This is a genomic window from Halomonas tibetensis (assembly GCF_042643535.1).
Classification (GTDB): Bacteria; Pseudomonadota; Gammaproteobacteria; order Pseudomonadales; family Halomonadaceae; genus Halomonas; species Halomonas tibetensis.
The window spans coordinates 1-13,880 of record NZ_JBHRSQ010000017.1 but is presented as its reverse complement, the minus strand read 5'-3'; the positions used below and the strand labels follow the sequence as shown (position 1 = coordinate 13,880).

The window sequence follows — 13,880 nt, the reverse complement described above, 5'->3', positions numbered from 1 at the left end:
ATGGGTGTTTGATCACTCTCCCGCGGCCAACGCTTCCAACTCCATCCAACGCTCCATGGTCGCGTCGAGTTCGGCTTGCCTGGCACCCAGCGCTTCCAGCGTGGTGGCGATCGTATCAGCGTCCTGCTGATAGAAACCAGGGTCCGCAATCACGGCCTCGAACCTGGCCACCTCGCCTTCGAGACGCTCGATTTCAGCCGGCAGTCCATCAAGTTCGCGCTGAAGCTTGTAGGAAAGCTTGGCGGGCTTTTTTTCCGTTTTCTTGTCTATCCTTGCCGGCGGGGCCTGGCGGGCAGCCTCGGCTTCGTCGACGCTCTGGGACGGCTCGGCGTGCTGACGAGCAGCCCCCTCCCAGGGCGCCGGAGGCAGCTTGCCACCCTGGCGGACCCAGTCGGTGTAGCCGCCCACGTATTCGCGCACCCGGCCATGGCCTTCGAAGGCCAGCACGCTGGTGACCACGTTGTCCATGAAGGCACGGTCATGGGAGACCAGCAGCAGCGTGCCATCGAAGTCGAGCAGCAGCTCTTCGAGCAGTTCCAGGGTCTCGACGTCCAGATCGTTGGTGGGCTCGTCGAGCACCAGCACGTTAGCGGGCTGGGTGAACAGCTTGGCCAGCAACAGACGGTTGGACTCTCCGCCGGAAAGCGCCTTGACTGGCTGGCGCACCCGTTCGGGAGTGAACAGGAAATCCTGCAGATAGCTCATCACGTGGCGGTCGCGACCGCCCACCGTGACCCGGTCGCTGCCCTGGGCCACGTTGTCGTAGACGGTCTTCTCGGGCTCCAGCCCGCCGCGCAGCTGGTCGAAGTAGGCAACCTGCAGCTTGGTGCCGAGCTGCACCTTGCCCTCGGTGGGTTCGAGTTGACCCAAGAGGATCTTGAGCAGGGTGGTCTTGCCGGCGCCGTTGCGGCCGATGAAGCCGATGCGGTCGCCGCGCTGGATCTCCAGCGAAAGATCGCTGATCACCGCCTCGTCGCCGAAGCGCTGAGTGACATGCTCCAGGGCCACCACCCGCTTGCCGCTGCGCTCACCGCTGTCCACGTTAAGGTTAGCCTTGCCCTGACGTTCACGGCGCTCGCTGCGCTCGCGACGCAGCTGCTCGAGGGCCCGCACCCGCCCCTCGTTACGGGTACGCCTCGCCTTGATGCCTTGTCGGATCCACGTCTCTTCCTGGGCCAGTTTCTTGTCGAACTCGGCGTTCTCGCGGGCCTCGATCTCCAGCTCATGGGACTTCTGGGCCTGGTATGCCGCATAGTCCCCGGGATAGCGTCCGAGGCGCCCCCGGTCGAGCTCGAGGATCGCCGTGGCCAGCTTGGACAGGAAGGCCCGATCGTGGGTGATAAAGAGCACCGCGCCGTTGAAGGCGGCCAGGTGCTCCTCGAGCCAGGCGATGGTGTCCAGGTCCAGATGGTTGGTGGGCTCGTCGAGCAGCAGCAGGTCGGGGTCGGCGACCAGCGCACGGGCCAGCGCCACGCGACGCCGCCAGCCACCGGAGAGCGCGGCCATCTCGGCATCCTCGGGCAGCCCCAGGCGAGTCAGCACCACATCGATACGCTGGTGGAACGACCAGCCATCGATGGCCTCGAGGCGTGTCTGCAGCTCGGCCATGCGGTGCATGTCGGGGTCGTCATCGTGAATCAGGTGGTGATACTCGGAGAGCAGCTCGCCGGCCTCGGGCAGGCCGCCGGCCACCATGTCGAAGATGGTCTGACCAGAGGCATCGGGCAAGTCCTGGGCGAGCACACCGATCTTGAGCCCCGGGGCCCGCCAGATATTGCCGCCGTCGGCCTGGATCTCCCCGGCCACCAGCTTGAGCAGCGTCGACTTGCCAGTGCCGTTGCGCCCGACCAGGGCCAGTCGCTCCCCCCTCTCCAACACCAGGTCGGCGCCGTTGAGCAGCACATGGTTACCATAGGCCAGTTGCAGCCGTTCCAGACGTAGCAGGGTCACACGCACACCTCATCCAATCTCGAAGGAGGCTAGTGTATCGCAACTCCGGCCCGCCGTGGCCCTGTCGCCATGGTGACAAGCGCTGATCCCGAGTAAACTGCGCCGCGCCCCGACGCCCCGGCCATCACGACCAGAGGAGCTTCGCCTTGGCTGAACCAACAGACACCTTTGATGACTTCCTGCCTGAGGCGCTTCGCTTCTGCGCTGCGGCCCCACTGGTGGACATCGGCGCCAACCTGACTCACGAGAGCTTCACCCGCGATCTTGCGGCGGTGCTAGGCCGCGCCCGGGCGGCAAGAGTCACTACCCTGATCCTCACCGGCACCGACCGCGAGCACGCCGAGCAGGCGGTGGCGATGGCCCGGCAGTACACCGAAGCCGGGCTCGCGCTCTACGCCACCGCCGGCGTGCACCCCCACGACGCCAGCCGCTGGGATGCCGGCCTTGCGACCGCCATGGCTGATCTGCACCGACAGCCCGAGGTGGTGGCGGTGGGCGAGTGCGGGCTCGACTTCAATCGCAACTTTTCTTCGCCCGCCGAGCAGGAGCGGGCCTTTGAGGCTCAGTTGGGCCTGGCGGCGAGCTGCGGCAAACCGCTGTTCATCCATGAACGCGACGCGGGCCAACGCATGCGAGAGATGCTGCATGCCTGGCGAGACGATATTGGCGACGCCGTGGTGCACTGCTTTACCGCCGAGCGCGACACGCTTTTTGGCTACCTGGATCTCGATCTGCATATCGGCCTGACCGGCTGGCTCTGCGATGAGCGCCGCGGCCACCACCTGCGCGAGCTGGTGGGCGAGATTCCCCTCGACCGCCTGATGGTGGAAACCGACTGCCCCTACCTGCTACCGCGTAATTTACCTGCCAAACTCAAGGGTAGGCGTCACGAGCCGGCGCTGCTGCCTTGGATCGTGCGGGAGATTGCCCACTGGCGTGGCATCGGCGAGGAAGCGCTGGCTAACGCCACCAGCGACACGGCTCGCGCCTTCTTTCGACTGCCAGCGAATCCCCAATCGATTCACCAGGAGAACTGATCATGTCCGAACTGCCCGGCTTTATCGCCGTGGAGACCGGCGAGGAAGGAGGCCTGCCGCTCGCCATTGCCTGGACGCTGCCCGACGGGCGCGTCAAGCACACCCTGATCCAACCCGAGGACGACTGGCTGGAAGCGGAAATGATCTCGCTTGGGGGATACAGCCTGGAGGAGCTCAACAGCATGGGAGTGAGCCCGCTGGACGTCATCCGTGAGCTGGAGAACGACCACTTCAGCGACACCCTCTATACGGCGGGCGTCAGCGACGACGAAGCCGCCCTGTCGCGGCTATTTGATACTTACGGACTGGATCCCTTCGTGGAGTTGGCCCCCGCCGAGAGCCTCTATAGCGGCCTTGCCCCCGGGGAATGGTCCCGGGCCCGGGGTGAGCTGTTCGGCGAACTGGGGCTGGAACCGCTGCGACCGGAGCATGAGGTGGAAGTGATGCTGCACCTCCACCAGCGCATGAGCGACCCCGACAACGAGAGCTGAGGCAGTCTCATCCCTCGGCCAGCAGAGCCCGAATGCGCTCGGCGATCTGCACTCGCGTGGGCAGCGTCAGGGTGGCTGCCGGCCCCAGCGAGATAAAGCTGTCTTCCGCCGTCAGCCGCGCCAGCCGCTCGCCGTCCACGCCCCTCTCCACCAGGCCGGTGATCAACTCCTCGCTCAGCGAGCCCGAGCGCCGGCACTCATCCACGATCAACACCCGCGTGCAGCCGGCCACTGCGCGGTACACGGTGTCGTGGTTGATACCCGTGAGCCAGCGCAAATCCACAATACGCAGCCGCTGTCCCACCGGATCGAGCTCCGCCGCCGCCTGGCGGGACAAATAGACGCCGTTGCCATAGGTGATGATGGCCAGGTCGTCGCCCTCCCCCCACTGTCCGAGTTCCCCGGGCGATACCCGATAATCGGGCCCCGGGTCTGGGAAGCACCAGCCGTCATCGCCCTCCTCCAACAGGTCTCGGGTGTGATAGCGCGCGATCGGCTCGATGATGACCACCACCCGCTGCGCCTCGTCGGCCAGGCGCACCGCCTCCTGCAGCAGCCCCACGGCATCGGAGGCGTTCGACGGGCAGGCCACCAGCAGCCCGGGGATGTCACGCAGGACGGCGATGGCGTTGTCGTTGTGAAAATGGCCCCCGAAGCCCTTCTGATAGCCGAGCCCGGCGATACGCACCACCATGGGATTGGTGAACTGGCCACCTGAGAAAAAGCTCAGGGTGGCCGCTTCGCCGCGCAGCTGATCCTCGGCGTTATGCAGGTAGGCCAGGAACTGGATCTCCAGAAGCGGCACCAGGCCGTTGTGGGCCAGGCCTATGCCCAGCCCCAGGATGCTTTGTTCATCGAGCAGGGTATCGATCACCCGGTGAGGGCCAAACCTGGCTTGCAACCGCTGGGTCACACCGTAAACGCCGCCCTTGCGGCCGATGTCCTCGCCGGCCATCACCAGGTGGTGATGGCTGGCCATCAGCCGCTGCAGGGTCTGGTTGATCAGTTTCGCCATGGTACCCGGGGCGGCTTCGACCTCGTCCTCGGCCCAGGCAGGCTGACGACGCCCGGGACGGTAGGGCGGCACAATGCTGGCCATCACCTCGGATGCACTTTCCAGCTTCGGGCGACGAATCGCCTCCTTGGCAAGCCCAACCACTTCCTCGCCGAATCGCCGATAACGGTCCGCGACTTCATCCCTCGACAGCACCCCGTGGCGGCGCAGCAGGCCGGCGCTGAACAGCAGCGGGTCACGGGCCTCCTCGGCGGCGATGCGCGATGCCGAGAGATAGCCCTGCTGGGCATCGGAGCCGGCGTGGCCGAACAGCCGCACGCAGCGCATATGCAGGAACACCGGCTGCTTGCGCAGGCGAGCGATGACTTCTGCCTCCCGAGCCACACGCCAGGTGTCGAGCAGGTCGAGGCCGTCGCAGGCCAGGTAGTGGAAGCCGGGGCGGGCCCGCATGCTGGCCTCGATCCAACCGGCAGGCGTGGGCGTGGAGATGCCGATACCGTTGTCCTCGCAGACCATCACCAACGGCAGCGGCGCCCCCTGGTAGGCCGCCCAGCCGGCGGCATTCAGCGCTCCCTGGGCGGTGGAGTGGTTGAAGGAGGCATCGCCGAAGCTGCACATCACCAGGCTGTCCATGGGCCACTCACCGCCGCCACCCAGGCGCCGCCACAGCCCCAGGCTATGAGCAGCCCCCACCGCCTTGGGCAGGTGAGAGGCGATGGTACTGGTCTGGGGCGGTATGTTGAGCACCTTCGAGCCCAGCACCTTGTGACGCCCGCCGGAAACCGGATCGTCGCGGGACGCCGCGAAGCTCAGCAGCAGGTCCCACAGCGGTGTCTGGCCAGGCACCCGGCGGCTGCGCTCGATCAGGAAGGCGGCATCGCGATAGTGCAGAAAGGCGGGATCGGTCGGGCGCAGGGCGCGGGCAATCGCCGCATTTCCCTCATGGCCGGCACTGCCGATGGTGTAAAAAGCCTCGCCTCTCGCCTGTAGACGGCGAGCCTGCAGATCCAGATGGCGACTCATCAGTTGGGATTCGAACAGCTCGATCAGTGCCTCAGGGGTCAGTGACACCTCATCGAGACTCCAGTCGCGCTCGGTCTCCGGCCACTGGTCCTGGTCGAGGGCATCGAGAAATCGCTGCTCCTGGGGGAGGGACTCACGGGAGAAAGACGAGGAAGAGGTGGCCACGGTGAACTCCGGCTGGGGGAAACGCCTTCAGCCTAGCCGACTTCACCCTCCCCGGTCGCCTGCGATCAGACCAGAGCCACAGGGGCCGGCTCAAGCAGGCGACGCCCCGCGGCGATGGCTGCCTTGCGTGCATCGCCTTCCCGATAGAAGCGCTGCAGGGCGAGCCGGAAGGCGGCGGCGCGCAGCGGCAGCCCTTCCCGCTCGTAGCGCTCGGCCTTGGCGTTGACCGTGACGCAGAAGGCCTCACGGTCCACCTCGACGTCGCCGCCCAGGTTGTCGACGCTGATATGAAAGCGCAGGCCACAGGCCTGCGAAAAGAGCCGTTCCAGCGCCTGGGGAGCCGCCTCCACCGTCTCGAAGTCGCGCTGCGCAACCGCGTCACGCCCGTCCGGCAGGTACCAGTAGCCGTAATCCTCGCGCTTCCGACGCTCCTCGCCGGCGATGCACCAGTGGCTGATTTCATGCAGGGCGCTGGCATAGAAGCCACGCGCAAAGATCACCCGGTGGTAGGGTGTGTCGGCATCGGCCGGCAGGTAAAGTGGCTCGTCGCCCCCGCGCACCAGACGCGTGGCGAAAGTGTCCTGGAACAGGCCGTCGAACAGCGCGATGACATCCTCGAGTCGATGATTCACACAGGCTCCATGGGCGAAGGATGGCCGTCATTATAGTCCTCCGGCCGAGCGGGCCAAACCCCTTGGGCATTGCTATAGTGAGCGGTTTCGTTGCCCTACTCGAAAGCTCGACCGCATGGAGCGCCCGACCTTGTTCAGTCCTATCGCCCGCCTGCTCGCTACCGGCCGCCAGGAAATTCGCCCGCTGATGGCCCTGACGCTGCCCATCTGCGGCGCGCAGCTTGCCCAGGCCGGCATGAGCGTGGCCGATGTGATGATGACCGGCCGGCTCAGCGCTACTGACCTGGCCGCCGTCTCGGTGGGCTCGAGCCTGTGGATGCCGCTGATGCTGTTCATGACCGGCACGCTGATGGGACTGACGCCCATCGTGGCTCAGCTGATGGGAGGTAGACGCCTGACCGAGATTCGACCCAATGTGCATCAGGCGCTGTGGGTGTCTCTGGTGCTGGGCGCGGTCACGGCAGCCCTGCTGTGGTTTGCCGTCCAGCCGATCTTCGTGCTGATGGCGGTTCCCGAAGAGGTAGCCAAACGCTCAACGGCTTATCTGGCCGCGGTTGCCTTTGGCATGCCAGGCGCGGCGCTGTTCCAGGCACTGCGCGCCTTCTCCGACGGCATGAACCACACCCGCCCCTCGCTGTGGATCAGCCTGATCGGTCTGGCGGTCAACATTCCCAGCAACTATGTGCTGATCCACGGGGGCGACGGCCTCACCGCCCTGTTCGGTGACTGGCTGCCAGCCTGGGTGCAAGCGCTGCCGGCGCTGGGCGCCTTGGGTTGCGGTATCGCCACGGCGCTGTCGCTGTGGATCATGTGCCTGGCCATGGCCCTCTATACCCGCCGCGCCCGGGCCTATCGCGAGGTATCGCTGTGGCACTCTCCTTCCCTGCCGCACCTGAAGATGATCGGCGAACTGCTGTATGTCGGCGTACCCATCGGCGTGGCGATCTTCGTCGAGGTCACCCTGTTTACCGTGATCGCGCTGCTCATCGCCAGCCTGGGCGAGATCACCGTGGCGGCCCATCAGATCGCACTCAACTACACCTCAATACTCTTCATGTTGCCGCTCTCGCTGAGCATGGCGCTGACGGTAAGGGTCGGCAACACCCTGGGGCAGCAGCGTCCGACCCATGCCCGTCAAGTGGCCGCCTTCGGCATCGCGTCAAGCGTGCTGGTCGCCATGCTCAACAGCGCCCTGCTCTGGTTCACTGCGGAATCGGTGATCGGCCTCTATACGCTCGACGTAGCGGTGCAACGCCTGGCCCTTTCGCTGGTCCTATTAGCAATGATCTTCCAGCTTTCGGATTCACTGCAGGTCAACCTGGCGGGCGCTCTGCGCGGCTACCGGGATACGCGCATCATCATGTTGATCACCCTGGCCTCCTACTGGCTGGTCGGCCTCGCCGGAGGCCACTGGCTGGGAACTCGTGGGCTTTTGGGGGTGATCGAGCCAATGGGCGTTCACGGCTACTGGATCGGCCTCATCGGCGGTCTCACCGTGGCGACAGTTCTTCTCGGCGAACGTCTCAGGCGCGTCAGCCGAGCAGCGGCGGCAGGAGAACACAATGCATTGGGCATTTAGCAAAAAGGGGCGTTTGACCCTGTTGATCGCGGGGTTCAGCGGCCTCTTGACCGCCTGTGGCAATGACGGCGACAGCAACAAACTGCTCATCGACTACCAGCGAGACCTGGCCCAGCGCCTCGATCTGGCGCCCCCGGCGCCGGCCAGACCCAGCAATATCGGCGCCTTTCCCGAACAGCGTGAGCGGCTAGTGTCGATCCCCGAGACCCGCGAAGGCATGCTTAATGTCTTTGCCCTGCGGGAGTGCCATGTCACCACCCTGGTCGCGGAGCGCAATAGCACCCTGGGGAGGGTCGCCCCGGCCAGCCAGCTGTGGCGCTATGAATTGACACTCTGGCAACGCCTGACCGACTGCCTGGCAAGCGAGGTGCCCGAGCGCCTCGCCAAGGCGGACCGTGAGAGACTCGAGCGTCTGACAGCCACCAAGACGGAGCAGCTGCCCCGGGCAACCTGGAACGGCCTGTTTGGCTCCGAGGAGTGGGCCGGCAGCTTCTCTCGAGTGAGTTCACCTTTGCCTGTGGACGCTCTCTCTCCGCCCGAGGCACAACTGCAATCTCTCGGCTACCTGCGGGCGCTGATGGCGACAGGCGAGAAGGATACCCCGCCGCCCGATCTGGAAGCCCTGGAGGGACACCTGCACGCCCTCAACCAGCGCCCCTATACTGCCGAACTGCTGCGCACTCTTACGCTGGCCACCCAGCGCCTGGAAGAGGCATCGGACCTGGCCGAGCGTGCTCTGGCTCGCCACGGCGGCTGTCTGACATCCGGCCTGGAACACAACGCGAACGACGAGCACCTCGCGCAGTGGCTGGAGATGCTCAACGGTTCCGCACACGCTTGGCTGGCCGAGCTCGGCCCTCTGTTCGACTCACTTGCCTCACCGCCCGAAGCGGTCGATGCCTACCAAAGAGAGTGGCTCTCGCGTCACGACCCGTCAGCACCGCTACCCGCTTTCGAGGCCGCCTGGAATCACCACCAGGAGCTGCGTGAGGCCCTGGCGAGACGCTGCCGTTGAGTCACAGGGAACCCGGAGGGCTTAACCTACCCCACCGTCTGTGCTATTGGTGAGAACAAGAGTGACGCAGTGCGCTCCCGAGCGGTCCGTGGAGCATGACTCCTCGCGCCGATGCCGTGATCATGCAGCATTTGGAGAGACGTCATGGGAACCCCGCTGTCAAACCGCCCAGCACAGGTCATTGACCTGGAAACGATGCGCCAACGTTTGTTAGCCAAACGGCGTCTGATCCGCCTGGCCCCCGAGTTGGACGGACTCGAGATGGTGTATCGGCTAGCGTCTAGCCCCGACACCCTCTACGGAATGCCACTGCTGGCCTGGGGGCTGCGCGAAGATGGCGAAGTCGTTGGAATGGTGCCCTGGATGGAGGCGATGACTCCCTGCCATCGCTTGGATGACCCGGAGTACGGCAGCTTCGTCGGCTATCGTGACCCCGAGACCGAGGAGCTGTTCGAGCAGGCTCCGGAACACAAGGTGTTCGAGCTTGAACACGCCGCTACCTACTTCGACTACGAAGACACCGATCAAGTCACCCTCATTCAACAGATCCCGGAAAACCAGGGCACCCACGCCCTGTGCATGGACGAGGGTGATTCACCCTGGCAGCTCAAGCAGGTATTCGGCTGGCGGCTCTACAGCGATGGCACCGTCGAAGCGCTGCTCGCAGACGAACGACTGGTCGAGTCCACTCCGATCTTGCCCGGCGACTCCTGTCTCTACCCAGGCCATACACGTCACCGCATGGTCTACTTCTTCCAGCGTCAGATCGCCAACCGTATCCGCCATGAAGATCCTGCGACTCTAGAGGCGCTAGCCCTGATGGTGATGCCGGAGGACGACAACAACTCTCCGGGCTGAACCTTACAGAAGAGAACTACCCCAGACGGATAAAGTAGCGATAATTGCCCTCGAACTCGTCCTGGCGAATCAGTTCATGGCCCAGAAACTGGCAGAATTTCGGCACATCCCGCGTCGTGGCTGGATCGCTGGCAATCACCTTGAGCACCTGGCCGGAGCTCATATCGCGCACCTTGTTGTGCATGAGCATGATTGGCTCGGGGCAGTAGAGCCCCGTGGTATCGAGCTCGACTTGAAAATCGGGTGCCACCTCGGGCAGCACGTCACGGGAATCAACCATCGATGGCCTCGTCGTTGGATAAATACTGTTGGGAGCAAGCTAGATGATCAAGATCATTATCGAACGTCGCATCATGCCGGGGCTCGAGGAAGAATATGAGGAAGCCGCTCGTGAAGCCATGCGCCATTCCTTGGGTGCACGCGGCTTCGTGGGTGGCGAGAGCCTTGTCGAACTCGGCCACAGCGACAGACGCCTGATGATCACCAAGTGGCGCGACCTGCGCGCCTGGAAGGAATGGTACACCAGCGAAGAGCGCTCCCGAGTGATGCAGCGTCTGCTGCCGATACTCACCGAAGAGGAGCGAATTCGCATCTACGAACCCACCACTCACTAAGAAATCGGTCGGCGTCAATTCTTACTGACCGTCCCATCGGAGCCTGCGGAGACTAATCGCGCAGGCGCACATGAACCGTGACTTCCTCCCTGTCATGGTAGAGATGGCGACAGCCAATCTCTGCGGAGACACCCGCACTGCCCAGCGCTTTCTCCAGGCGCGCCAGACAAGCCGATACCTCTGGCCAGCGGCGCTTCATCGGTAACTTGAGATTAAACACCGCCTCGCGGCACCAGCGCCGTACCAGCCAGCGCTCCATCATGGCCTCGACCCTAGACGGCTTGTCGACGATATCGCACACCAGCCAGTCGAGCCTATAGGGAGGCTCCCACATGAAACCATCCTCGCGCAGATGCTCAACCTGCCCGGTGGCCATCAGCGCCTTGTCCATGGGGCCGTTATCGATGGCATAGACATGTATACCGCGATGAACAAGTTGCCAGGTCCACCCGCCGGGAGCCGCACCCAGATCGGCGGCCTGCATCCCTTGTGCCAGGCGCGTTTCCCATTCTGATTCCGGCACGAATTCATGCCATGCCTCCTCGAGCTTGAGGGTCGAGCGACTCGGGGCAGACCTGGGAAAGCGAAGGCGACGAATTCCTCCCGGCTGCTCGCTGCGGTTACCTGGAAAGCTCATGCCGAGCTGGACGCAGTCGCCGGCACTCCAAAGCAGGTGCAGGCGACGCCTGCCGGCCTTGCGGCGCAAAGCGCCGCGCTTCATGAGCAACGATTCCAGTGGACGCGAGAGTGCCTTGGCCAGCCCTCCCAGAGCTTTCCCATCATTGGTATCCGGCGTTTCGTGCCAGATGCTCTCGAAGGTCCAGCCGGACTCGACCACCTGCTCGATGATTGGTGAGAGACGGTCTTCCCGATCCATCGACAACGGTGGAAGCGCCACAAGACTCTGCCGAGCAAACACCAGTTTGCAGAGCAGCAGGGCTCGATGCAGGCCATTGGCCGGCTGCTCATCCGCCAAGCAAAAACGGACGAAACCGCCCCCCGCTGCATGGATGATCTCGCCAGTCCAGCCAGCTTCAGCTGCCTTTTCGGCAACCTCCTCAGCCATGTCGCGCTCGAACCCGGGACGGCAGTAAAGCAGTAGTTCCGACGCTGGCTGGCTCAAGTGTCACCTCCCCGGTTCCCGGCGCGGGGACGACTTGACCGCATCTGATCTTCTACGTCCTTGAGCTGCACGTTCAGGGCGTTGGTGGAGATCTGAATCTCCCACAGTGAGTAAATCAGCGAAACCGATAGTGTCACCAAGCTGACGCCGAACAGAACCATACCGGTGAGTTCGAGCGACAGAAAAAGGGCAAACATCGACAGGGTGCACAGCAGGAAACTGAACACCCCAGCGAGCTGCATCCGCTTGGTAAGAGAGATCCTCCGACGCAGCAACAGAATCTGACGCGTGTTGGTCTCCAGGTGCTCGTCACGTTCCTCCTGGGCCAGCTTGCGAATCAGCTGGGCAAGCACCAGGAACCGATTGGTATAGGCCAGCAAGAGCAGAGAAATGGCCGGAAACAGAAGCGCCGGCGTTGTCAGCGTCAAAGGGGACTCTCCAATGCGAATATCAAATCCCATGATACCAGCGAGGAGCGTTACGGCACGAGAAAGACCAACAGTTTAATTTTCATCTATGAAATATATTTAATGCAATGCTTTGGTGCGGACGAAAACTGCTTTTTCAAGACATTTAGACTCATATGAATGTCTAACTAGCGCATGGCCCATACAGTTGCTGCATAATGGTGCATTGCTTTATATTGTCAGCCCAGTGGAAATCGCTTTCAATCTACCCGCGCCTGGCGGGCAAGAAGTCACCTTGTTACACAGGAATACGCTGATGCCCTATGTTCACGATACTCTCGAAGGCCTTCGCAAGAGCAGCCCAGCCCAGACCGAGTTCTATCAAGCTGCCGAGGAAGTCCTCGAGTGTCTGCGTCCGCTGTTTCAGCGCAGCCCGCACTACCATGACCACAACATCATCGAACGCATTGTCGAACCCGAACGCCAGATCATGTTTCGGGTCTGCTGGACCGACGATGACGGCAAGGTGCGGGTCAACAAGGGTTACCGCGTGCAGTTCAACTCTGCCCTGGGCCCCTACAAGGGCGGCCTGCGCTTTCACTCCAGCGTCACCTCGGGCACCATCAAGTTTCTGGGGTTTGAACAGATCTTCAAGAATGCTCTGACAGGCTTGCCTATCGGGGGCGGTAAAGGTGGCTCCGACTTCGATCCCAAGGGCAAGTCCGACGGCGAAATCATGCGTTTCTGCCAGTCCTTCATGACAGAACTCCATCGCCATATCGGCCCAACCACCGACGTTCCCGCCGGCGACATCGGCGTAGGCGCCCGGGAGATCGGTTACATGTACGGTCAGTACAAACGCCTTACCGGCCGCTATGAAGGTGTGCTAACCGGTAAGGGCCTGAACTGGGGCGGCTCCCTCGCGCGCAAGGAAGCCACCGGCTATGGAGCGGTCTACTTTGCACAGAGCATGCTGGAAGCTCGCGGCGAAAGCATCGAAGGCAAGACCTGCCTGGTTTCCGGTGCCGGCAATGTGGCCACCTATACCATCGAGAAGCTCTACGAACTGGGCGCCAGGCCGATTACCTGCTCCGACTCCCGTGGCACCATCCATGATTCAAACGGCATTGACCTGGAGCTGCTCAAGGAACTCAAGGAGGTAAAGCGCGCCTCTCTCGAGGAGTATTTGGCCAAGCACCCCGAGGCCAGCTATATCCCGGCCAGTAACTACCCGGAGGATGGCCACGCCGTCTGGCGCATCAAGGCCGATGCCGCCTTCCCCAGCGCCACTCAGAACGAGCTGACGGTAGCCGACGCGCGCGCCCTTCTGGACAACGGCATCACCTGCATCAGCGAGGGCGCCAATATGCCGTCTACCGCCGATGCTGTAGACCTCTTCCTGGAAGCCAGGATCGCCTATGGCCCCGGTAAGGCAGCCAATGCCGGCGGCGTGGCCACCAGCCAACTCGAGATGGCCCAGAACAGCGGCATGGAGCAATGGCCGCTGGATAAGGTGGACGTCAAGCTCAAGGAAATCATGGCCAATGTCCACAAACAGTGTGCCGACACCGCTCAGGAGTTCGGCGAGCCGACCAATCTGGTGCTGGGTGCCAATATCGCCGGTTTCCGGAGGGTGGCCGACGCCATGATCGACCAGGGAGTGGTGTAATCTCTCCCCTTCACGTCACTGGAACAAAAAGGCCCGGGCTATAAAAGCCCGGGCCTTTTCCTTGAGTCACCCATTCAACATCTTTGGCTACGGCACAATGCGGAGGGATCCGGGCAACACAGCCCCCGGCCTCCGACGAGATCGTGGGGTTGAAAAACCCAGGTGATAGAAAGCAAAAAACCCCCGAACTCAAAGAGTTCGGGGGTTTTTCTGAATAGGTGCCTGACGATGACCTACTCTCACATGGGGAGACCCCACACTACCATCGGCGCTGAGCGGTTTCACTGCTGAGTTCGGCATGG

At 63.2% G+C, this 13,880-nt stretch carries 13 protein-coding genes and 1 rRNA gene; 7 read left to right on the top strand and 7 right to left on the bottom strand.

Annotation, left to right across the window (positions count from 1 at the left end; all coding sequences use genetic code 11):
• Positions 1–12: 12 nt before the first annotated feature.
• Positions 13–1,950, bottom strand: a complete 1,938-nt coding sequence (locus ACFODV_RS12670) for an ATP-binding cassette domain-containing protein (protein WP_379760002.1) — start codon at positions 1,948–1,950, stop codon at positions 13–15.
• 146 nt (positions 1,951–2,096) lie between these two features.
• Here ACFODV_RS12670 and ACFODV_RS12665 point away from each other — a divergent pair, with 146 nt between their 5' ends.
• Both ACFODV_RS12665 and ACFODV_RS12660 read left to right on the top strand, forming a co-directional pair.
• Positions 2,097–2,987, top strand: a complete 891-nt coding sequence (locus ACFODV_RS12665) for a TatD family hydrolase (RefSeq protein WP_379760000.1) — start codon at positions 2,097–2,099, stop codon at positions 2,985–2,987.
• A 2-nt stretch (positions 2,988–2,989) separates the two neighbouring features.
• Positions 2,990–3,478, top strand: coding sequence for a hypothetical protein (locus ACFODV_RS12660; protein WP_379759998.1), 489 nt, complete (start codon positions 2,990–2,992; stop codon positions 3,476–3,478).
• 7 nt (positions 3,479–3,485) lie between these two features.
• Here ACFODV_RS12660 and ACFODV_RS12655 read toward each other — a convergent pair whose 3' ends face one another.
• Together ACFODV_RS12655 and ACFODV_RS12650 are read right to left on the bottom strand one after the other, a co-directional pair.
• Complete coding sequence (locus tag ACFODV_RS12655; RefSeq protein ID WP_379759997.1) at positions 3,486–5,681, bottom strand: thiamine pyrophosphate-dependent enzyme; 2,196 nt, start codon at positions 5,679–5,681, stop codon at positions 3,486–3,488.
• A gap of 65 nt (positions 5,682–5,746) precedes the next feature.
• The gene (locus ACFODV_RS12650; protein ID WP_379759995.1) at positions 5,747–6,313 is read right to left on the bottom strand and encodes an elongation factor P hydroxylase; all 567 of its coding nucleotides are present in this window, start codon (positions 6,311–6,313) and stop codon (positions 5,747–5,749) included.
• Positions 6,314–6,500: 187 nt separating this feature from the next.
• Here ACFODV_RS12650 and ACFODV_RS12645 point away from each other — a divergent pair, with 187 nt between their 5' ends.
• From ACFODV_RS12645 to ACFODV_RS12635, 3 genes are all read left to right on the top strand, one after another.
• Positions 6,501–7,892 carry an MATE family efflux transporter gene (locus ACFODV_RS12645; protein ID WP_379760234.1) on the top strand — a complete coding sequence of 464 codons (1,392 nt, stop codon included), beginning with the start codon at positions 6,501–6,503 and terminating at the stop codon, positions 7,890–7,892.
• Positions 7,876–8,907, top strand: a complete 1,032-nt coding sequence (locus tag ACFODV_RS12640) for a DUF3080 family protein (protein ID WP_379759993.1) — start codon at positions 7,876–7,878, stop codon at positions 8,905–8,907. Before ACFODV_RS12645 ends, ACFODV_RS12640 begins: the two co-directional genes overlap by 17 nt.
• 144 nt (positions 8,908–9,051) lie before the next feature.
• Complete coding sequence (locus tag ACFODV_RS12635) at positions 9,052–9,765, top strand: hypothetical protein (RefSeq protein WP_379759991.1); 714 nt, start codon at positions 9,052–9,054, stop codon at positions 9,763–9,765.
• Positions 9,766–9,781: 16 nt separating this feature from the next.
• On the opposite strand, the gene tusA is transcribed toward ACFODV_RS12635, so the two are convergent.
• Positions 9,782–10,045: a sulfurtransferase TusA gene (tusA, locus tag ACFODV_RS12630; RefSeq protein WP_379759989.1), complete on the bottom strand. Its 264-nt coding sequence runs from the start codon at positions 10,043–10,045 to the stop codon at positions 9,782–9,784.
• A 43-nt stretch (positions 10,046–10,088) separates the two neighbouring features.
• Here tusA and ACFODV_RS12625 point away from each other — a divergent pair, with 43 nt between their 5' ends.
• On the top strand, positions 10,089–10,379 hold the full coding sequence (locus ACFODV_RS12625; protein WP_379759987.1) for an antibiotic biosynthesis monooxygenase family protein: 291 nt from the start codon (positions 10,089–10,091) through the stop codon (positions 10,377–10,379).
• Positions 10,380–10,431: 52 nt separating this feature from the next.
• On the opposite strand, the gene rlmM is transcribed toward ACFODV_RS12625, so the two are convergent.
• Both rlmM and ACFODV_RS12615 read right to left on the bottom strand, forming a co-directional pair.
• On the bottom strand, positions 10,432–11,502 hold the full coding sequence (gene rlmM / locus ACFODV_RS12620; RefSeq protein WP_379759985.1) for a 23S rRNA (cytidine(2498)-2'-O)-methyltransferase RlmM: 1,071 nt from the start codon (positions 11,500–11,502) through the stop codon (positions 10,432–10,434).
• A complete protein-coding gene (locus ACFODV_RS12615; RefSeq protein WP_379759983.1) occupies positions 11,499–11,930 on the bottom strand; it encodes a DUF2721 domain-containing protein in 432 nt (143 codons plus the stop codon). Before ACFODV_RS12615 ends, rlmM begins: the two co-directional genes overlap by 4 nt.
• A 295-nt stretch (positions 11,931–12,225) precedes the next feature.
• Here ACFODV_RS12615 and gdhA point away from each other — a divergent pair, with 295 nt between their 5' ends.
• Positions 12,226–13,578 (top strand): NADP-specific glutamate dehydrogenase, encoded by a 1,353-nt coding sequence (gene gdhA / locus ACFODV_RS12610; protein ID WP_379759981.1) that lies wholly within the window; start codon positions 12,226–12,228, stop codon positions 13,576–13,578.
• Between the two features lie 220 nt (positions 13,579–13,798).
• On the opposite strand, the gene rrf is transcribed toward gdhA, so the two are convergent.
• Positions 13,799–13,880, bottom strand: a 5S ribosomal RNA gene (gene rrf, locus ACFODV_RS16810); the annotation flags it as partial.